At 63.9% G+C, this 6,551-nt stretch carries 6 protein-coding genes and 2 pseudogenes; 1 reads left to right on the top strand and 7 read right to left on the bottom strand.

Features of this window, described 5'->3' with window-relative positions:
- The 7 genes and pseudogenes from ACTHNR_RS04270 to ACTHNR_RS04240 form a co-directional block, all read right to left on the bottom strand.
- Positions 1-189, bottom strand: a pseudogene (locus ACTHNR_RS04270) (type II toxin-antitoxin system HipA family toxin); the annotation flags it as partial.
- A 13-nt stretch (positions 190-202) separates the two neighbouring features.
- Positions 203-517, bottom strand: a complete 315-nt coding sequence (locus ACTHNR_RS04265; RefSeq protein ID WP_440546260.1) for a helix-turn-helix domain-containing protein — start codon at positions 515-517, stop codon at positions 203-205.
- Between the two features lie 183 nt (positions 518-700).
- The gene (glmS, locus tag ACTHNR_RS04260; RefSeq protein WP_440546258.1) at positions 701-2,518 is read right to left on the bottom strand and encodes a glutamine--fructose-6-phosphate transaminase (isomerizing); all 1,818 of its coding nucleotides are present in this window, start codon (positions 2,516-2,518) and stop codon (positions 701-703) included.
- Between the two features lie 129 nt (positions 2,519-2,647).
- Entirely contained in the window at positions 2,648-4,009 is a 1,362-nt protein-coding gene (gene glmU, locus ACTHNR_RS04255; protein WP_440546256.1) for a bifunctional UDP-N-acetylglucosamine diphosphorylase/glucosamine-1-phosphate N-acetyltransferase GlmU, read from the bottom strand.
- Between the two features lie 108 nt (positions 4,010-4,117).
- Positions 4,118-5,110 (bottom strand): tRNA 2-thiocytidine(32) synthetase TtcA, encoded by a 993-nt coding sequence (ttcA, locus tag ACTHNR_RS04250; protein ID WP_440546254.1) that lies wholly within the window; start codon positions 5,108-5,110, stop codon positions 4,118-4,120.
- Positions 5,107-5,508 carry a dihydroneopterin aldolase gene (locus ACTHNR_RS04245; RefSeq protein WP_440546252.1) on the bottom strand — a complete coding sequence of 134 codons (402 nt, stop codon included), beginning with the start codon at positions 5,506-5,508 and terminating at the stop codon, positions 5,107-5,109. Before ACTHNR_RS04245 ends, ttcA begins: the two co-directional genes overlap by 4 nt.
- Positions 5,509-5,585: 77 nt before the next feature.
- Positions 5,586-6,404 (bottom strand): SDR family oxidoreductase, encoded by an 819-nt coding sequence (locus ACTHNR_RS04240; protein WP_440546250.1) that lies wholly within the window; start codon positions 6,402-6,404, stop codon positions 5,586-5,588.
- On the opposite strand from ACTHNR_RS04240, the pseudogene ACTHNR_RS04235 reads away from it, so the two are divergent.
- Positions 6,319-6,551, top strand: a pseudogene (locus tag ACTHNR_RS04235) (class I SAM-dependent methyltransferase); the annotation flags it as partial. The gene ACTHNR_RS04240 and the pseudogene ACTHNR_RS04235 sit on opposite strands and share 86 nt — an antisense overlap.

Raw genomic sequence — 6,551 nt, 5'->3', positions numbered from 1 at the left:
CAGCGCTTTCTGCGCCACCGGGTCTTCCGCGAGCATCGAAAGCGACAGCACGGGCGCATTGCTCAGGTTCGAGAAGGCGTCGTCGGCGACGAATCGGTTGATCACCTGCTTTTCGCCCAGCACGTACTGAAACAGGACGCCGACGCGTCGCGCCTTACCGATGAAAATGCCTAGCGCCTTGACGTTCATGGTGTCGACACGGTCATTGTTCGTCCGAATCCTTCCGCAACTTCTCGCGCGCGGACTGTACGCGGGTCTTCACGGCCGGTTTTGTCGGCGCGAATGCGGTATCGGCAGCCATGCCGGCCGCAGCCCCCTTGGGCACGAAGGCGAGTTCATACCCCAGGCAATCGAGTACGGCTACCAATGTGGTCACTTTGAAATCTGCCTCGCCGCTCAATACCCCAGTCAGCGTGCGGCGGGCGAGACCCGATCGGTCTCCCAGGGCGCGCTGAGTTATCCCGGTCTTTTTGAGCCGGTCACGGAGAAAGCCTGCGATCTGGGATAGCGTATGCATGGCAGCAAAGTAGGATAATTTATAAAAATCATACTTTGCTGCGCATCGGCGGTCAAATTAAAGCGCAGCAAAGTAGGACAAACCGCACAATATCCTACTTTACTGCGCACACTCTCAAACGGAGTTCTTCATTGCGTTGAACAGCACCGGCGACATGCGTCGCCTCGCCGGATCATGCCCCCTTTACTCCACGGTCACCGATTTCGCCAAGTTCCGCGGCTTATCGACATCGGTCCCGCGCGCGCAGGCCGTGTGATACGCCAGCAACTGCAACGGCACCACATGGAGAATGGGCGAGAGCATGCCGTAGTGTTCCGGCATCCGAATCACGTGCATGCCTTCTTCGTTGACGATCTTCGTATCCGAATCGGCGAACACGTAAAGCTGGCCGCCGCGCGCACGCACTTCCTGCATGTTCGACTTGAGCTTTTCCAGCAACGCGTCGTTTGGCGCCACCGTCACGACCGGCATCGCTTCGGTCACGAGCGCGAGCGGCCCATGCTTGAGCTCCCCAGCCGGATACGCTTCGGCATGGATGTACGAAATTTCCTTGAGCTTGAGCGCGCCTTCGAGTGCGATCGGATAGTGCAGCCCGCGCCCGAGGAACAGCGCGTTTTCCTTGCGCGAAAACTCCTCCGACCACGCGATGATTTGCGGCTCCAGCGCCAGCACGCTGTTCAGCGCGGCGGGCAAGTGGCGCAGCTGCTTCACGTAATCGGCTTCCTTAGCCGCATCGACATGACCGCGCTGCTTGCCGAGCGTGACCGCGAGCGTGAACAGCGCGACGAGCTGCGTCGTGAACGCCTTCGTCGACGCCACGCCGATCTCGCGCCCCGCATGCGTCAAAAACTGCATTTCCGTCAGCCGCACCATCGCGCTCGTGCCCACGTTGCACACGGCAAGCGTATGCCGGTGTCCCAGCTCCTGCGCATGTTTGAGCGCGGCGAGCGTATCGGCCGTTTCGCCCGATTGGGAAATGACGACGACGAGCGCCTTCGGGTTCGGCACCGATTCGCGATAGCGATACTCGCTCGCAATCTCGACCTGCGTCGAAATCTTCGCGATCGATTCGAGCCAGTACTTCGCCGTCAGTCCCGAGTAATAGCTCGTGCCGCAGGCCAAAATCAAAATGCTGTCGATCTCGTCGAACGCGGCCGCCGCCGCTTCGCCGAACAGCGTCGGCTCGAGCGTATCGCCCACGGGCAGCGTGTCGGTAATCGCGCGCGGCTGCTCGAAAATCTCCTTCTGCATGAAGTGGCGATAGGGCCCAAGCTCGACCGCGCCGCCGTAGGCGTGCACCGTCCGCACTTCGCGCTCGACGCCGTTGCCGTCGCGGTCGCTGATGCGCACGCCAGCTTGCGTCAGCTCGCACACGTCGCCTTCTTCGAGGAACATGAACTGCTCGGTGCTGCCGGCCAACGCCAGCGCATCGGACGCCAGGAAATTCTCGCCGCGCCCCACCCCGACGACGAGCGGCGAGCCCTGCCGCGCGCCCACGACCGTATGCGGTTCGTCCTTGTGCACCACCGCGATCGCATAGGCGCCGTGCAATTGCTTGACCGCCTCGCACACCGCCGCGTACAAGCTGCCTTGATAGAGGCTATGAATCAAATGCGCGATGACTTCCGTGTCGGTTTGCGACACGAACACATAGCCCTTGCCGCGCAGCATCTCGCGCAACGATTCGAAGTTCTCGATGATGCCGTTGTGCACGAGCGCCACCGCGTCTCGCGAAAAAATCGGGTGAGCGTTGTCGGTGACCGGCGCGCCGTGCGTGGCCCAACGCGTGTGCGCGATGCCCGTCACGCCTTCGAGATGCCCGTCGCGCACCTGCGCATCGAGATCGGCCACGCGGGCGACGCTGCGCGCACGGCGCGGCGCGCCGTCCGTCAGCACGGCCACGCCGCAGGAATCGTAGCCGCGGTATTCGAGGCGGCGTAGTCCTTCGACGAGGACGGGAACGATATTGCGCTGCGCGACGGCGCCGACGATGCCACACATGGGAGACCTTCCTTTCGATTAGTGCTTCTTCATTCGATCATGCAGCGCAACCGCTCATCGCATCTGTGCGTGAGCGCATGCGCCGTCGAAGTCTCGCGACTTCGCGCGGCTATTTAGCCGCCGGTTTCGTCAGCTCTTTTTCTTGACCGGTCGCGCGTAGCCGCCGCGCGTCACCTGCGTCTTTTCGTTGAGCACGAGCGAGCCTTCGGGTACGTCCTTCCAGACCGTCGTGCCGGCTGCGATCGTGACGCCCCGGCCCACCTTCACCGGCGCGACGAGCTGCGTGTCCGAGCCCACGAAAACATCGTCCTCGATCACGGTGCGATGCTTGTTCGCGCCGTCGTAGTTGCAGGTGATCGTGCCCGCGCCCACGTTGACGCGCGCGCCGATGTCGGCATCGCCGATGTACGTCAGATGGTTCGCCTTCGAACCGTGGCCGAGCGTCGCGTTCTTCACCTCGACGAAGTTGCCTACGTGCGCTTCGTCGGCGAGCACGGCGCCCGGCCGCAGCCGTGCGTACGGCCCGAGTACCGCATTGGCGCCTACCCGCGCACCCTCGATATGCGTAAACGGCTCGATACGCGTGCCGGCGCCGATCGTAGCGTCGCGCAGCACACAGTTCGCGCCGATCGTGACGCCGTCGGCCAGCGTCACGCTGCCTTCGAATACGCAGTTGACGTCGATCGATACGTCGCGACCGCACGTGAATTCGCCGCGCACGTCCAGGCGCGCGGGGTCGAGAATCGTCACGCCCGCGTCAAGCAGCGCATCGGCCAGCGTGCGCTGATGGATACGCTCGAGCTCGGCCAGTTGCGCCTTGCTGTTCACGCCGAGCGTTTCCCATTCATGGTCGGGCTGCGTCGTCACCACATCGAAGCCGGCTTCGATCGCATGCTCGACGACGTCGGTCAAGTAAAACTCGCCTTGCGCGTTGTCGTTCTTCAGCGCGCCGAGCCACATGGCCAACTGCGCCGTCGGCGTCACGACGATGCCGGTGTTGATCTCGGCGATGCGCAATTGCTCCGGCGTTGCATCCTTCTGTTCGACGATACGCGTCACGTAGCCGCCCGCGTCGCGCACGATCCGGCCATAGCCGGTGGGATCGTCGAGCGTGACCGTCAAAATGCCGTAGCGCCCTTCGACAGCCTCGTCGGCCAATCGCTTGAGCGTGGACGGCCGCGTGAGCGGCACATCGCCGTAAAGCACGAGCGTGGGTTGCGCGGGGTCGAGCAGCGGCAACGCCTGCTGCACCGCGTGCCCGGTGCCGAGCTGCTCGGCCTGCAGCGCGAACGCGATATCGGGCGCCGCAACGGCTTCCTGCACGGCCTGCGCGCCATGACCAACGACGACGACGATGCGAACCGGATCGAGCGCGCGCGCCGTGTCGATCACATGCGCGAGAAGCGGCCGACCGGCCAATGGGTGAAGCACCTTCGGCAACGCGGAGCGCATGCGCTTGCCGGTGCCCGCAGCCAGTATGACGATGTTCATTGCATCGACGAAAAAATAAGGTACAAAGTGCGCGATTTTACCATGCGACCACCCGCGCAAAGGACGCCGTGACGAACGCGCCGACCCTTTGCCGCTTGCGCTAGAGGGTCAGAGATCGTCGAATTGAACGAACGAAATCTTCTGCCCGTCGGCGGGGATCCCGGTTGCATCGGCCCCATCGGTCGCGCACGGTTCGTCGTCGAACGCGATGTCGCCGAGCGGATCGGCCTGCCCTGTAGCACGCAGTCCCGCGAACGGAAAAAGCGACGCATCCATCAAGTGCGACGGCACCACGTTGGACAACGCGCTGAACATGTTGTCGACGCGCCCCGGAAAGCGCTTGTCCCAATCGCGAATCAGCGCTTTCATTTCCGCACGTTTCAGGTTGGGCTGACTACCGCATAAGTTGCACGGAATGATCGGGAACGCACGCAATTGGGCGTATTTCTCGAGGTCGATTTCCTTCACGTAGGCGAGCGGCCGAATCACGATGTTCTTGCCGTCGTCCGACTGCAGCTTCGGCGGCATGCCCTTGAGCTTGCCGCCGTAGAACATGTTGAGCAGCGTCGTCTGCAAGATGTCGTCGCGATGGTGGCCAAGCGCGATCTTCGTTGCCCCGAGCTCGCCCGCCACGCGGTACAAAATGCCCCGCCGCAGCCGCGAGCATAGCGAGCAAGTCGTCTTGCCTTCGGGCACGAGCCGCTTGACGATGCTGTAGGTATCCTGATTCTCGATGTGAAACGGCACACCCAAGCTCGACAGATAATCGGGCAGCACATGCTCGGGAAAACCGGGCTGCTTTTGGTCGAGATTGACGGCGATCAGCTCGAAATCGATCGGCGCGCGTTCGCGCAGCCGCATGAGAATATCGAGCATCGCATAGCTGTCCTTGCCGCCCGACATGCACACCATCACCTTGTCGCCGGCCTCGATCATGTTGAAGTCGCCGATCGCTTGGCCGACGAGACGAGCAAGCCGCTTGAACAGCTTGTTGTTCTCGTACGCTTCCTTTTGTTCGCGGCGCGTCAGGGCGCGGCGCTCGCTTGCCTCGTCGTGTTCGCGCGCCGCGCCTTCGGGCGCGATGCGATCGGGCGCGTTCATACCGATTCCTCTTTAATGCGAAACACTTCGACGCCCACGGCGTCGCAGTCGGGATAAACATCGGGCTTTTCGGTCGAAACCGACACCGCACGCACGCGCGGATGCTCGAGCATCGTGGCCGCGATATCGTCGCAAAGCGTCTCTTGCAGATGAATGTGCCCCTGACCGACGCGGCGCGCGATCGTCGCGCGCATGAAGTCGTAATCGACGACCTCGTGCAATTTGTCCTCGACCGGCGTCGTCTGCGCGAGCGGCACGAACAGTTCGACGTTGAGGACGACGCGCTGCTCGCCGCGTTTCTCGAAATCGTGCACGCCGATGTTGATATAAACCTCGTAGTTGCGCAGAAACAGCCTGCGGCAGTCGGCGAGCCGGGGATGCAAGAGAGCGGCGACCATATTCGTTCCAATCAAAGTATTGCGCTGCATGAGCGCTAAAAGCCCGGCGCGGCCGGGGCCGGCCGGCGCGTCACGCGTCAGCGCGTCAAAAACATCACGTCCCGCGGCAACGGCACGAGGTGCTGGCCGCCGTCGACGACCAACGTCGCGCCCGTCACGCCGCGCGCTTCGGCCAAATAGCAGGCCGCCGCGACGACATCCTCGGGCGTCGACGCCCGTCCGAGCGGCGTCACGCGGTGCGCTTGAGCGAATTCGTCCGGGGTCTGATCGGCCGACTGCAGCGTCAGACCCGGTGCAATGCCCACCACCCGCACCTTCGGCGCCAGCGCTTGCGCGAGCGTCACCGTCGCCGTTTGCAGCGCCGCCTTCGACAACGTATACGACAAATAATCCGGATTCAGGTTGTAAAGCTTCTGGTCGAGCACGTTGATGACCACGCCGCGCAGCGCCTCGTCATCGCGCGCCGCGTCCGGTGTGGCCTCGTATAGCGCGCGCGCCAGCACGAGCGGCGCCCCGACGTTCACGGCCATATGCGCGAGCAGCGACGCGTAGCCGACGTCGCGCGCCGTGTCTTCGACGAACCGCGACGCATTGTTGACGATGCAGGCGGGCCGCCCGAGCGCCGCGGTGCAGGCGGCGACGAGCCCCGCGGCCTCGTGCTCCACGGCCAGATCCGCTGCCAGCGCCTGGGCGCGGCGGCCCAGTGCGCGAATTTGCTCGACGAGCGTATCCGCCTCGCTCCGCGACGCCCCGTAGTGGACAGCCACGTCCCAGCCCTTGGCCGCGAAGCCGAGCGCGAGCGCGCGCCCGATGCGCCGCGCCGCGCCCGTCACGAGCACGACACGCGGGCCGGCCGGGGCGCCGGCGTCAGATCGAGGATCAGGGGAAGCGGTCATTTACAATGCCGGAATGAATCAGAATGCTCACGAACCCGCTAGTTTACCTGTTCCCGCCGCCGATGCGCTCGATGCCAGCGCCGCCCTGGCCGCGCACATCCGCGAAGCCATTTCGCAGGCGGGCGGGTGGCTGCCGTTCGACCGCTA

It is taken from the genome of Trinickia sp., assembly GCF_051954495.1.
GTDB lineage: Bacteria > Pseudomonadota > Gammaproteobacteria > Burkholderiales > Burkholderiaceae > Trinickia.
The sequence above is the reverse complement of the archived record's forward strand: the minus strand, read 5'-3'. Positions and strand labels throughout refer to the sequence as shown.

Bases quoted from the DNA above. Each gene is read 5' to 3' on its own strand.
- ACTHNR_RS04265 (WP_440546260.1), bottom strand. From the start codon at position 517: ATGCATACGCTATCCCAGATCGCAGGCTTTCTCCGTGACCGGCTCAAA.
- glmS (WP_440546258.1), bottom strand. From the start codon at position 2,518: ATGTGTGGCATCGTCGGCGCCGTCGCGCAGCGCAATATCGTTCCCGTC.
- glmU (WP_440546256.1), bottom strand. From the start codon at position 4,009: ATGAACATCGTCATACTGGCTGCGGGCACCGGCAAGCGCATGCGCTCC.
- ttcA (WP_440546254.1), bottom strand. From the start codon at position 5,110: ATGAACGCGCCCGATCGCATCGCGCCCGAAGGCGCGGCGCGCGAACAC.
- ACTHNR_RS04245 (WP_440546252.1), bottom strand. From the start codon at position 5,508: ATGGTCGCCGCTCTCTTGCATCCCCGGCTCGCCGACTGCCGCAGGCTG.
- ACTHNR_RS04240 (WP_440546250.1), bottom strand. From the start codon at position 6,404: ATGACCGCTTCCCCTGATCCTCGATCTGACGCCGGCGCCCCGGCCGGC.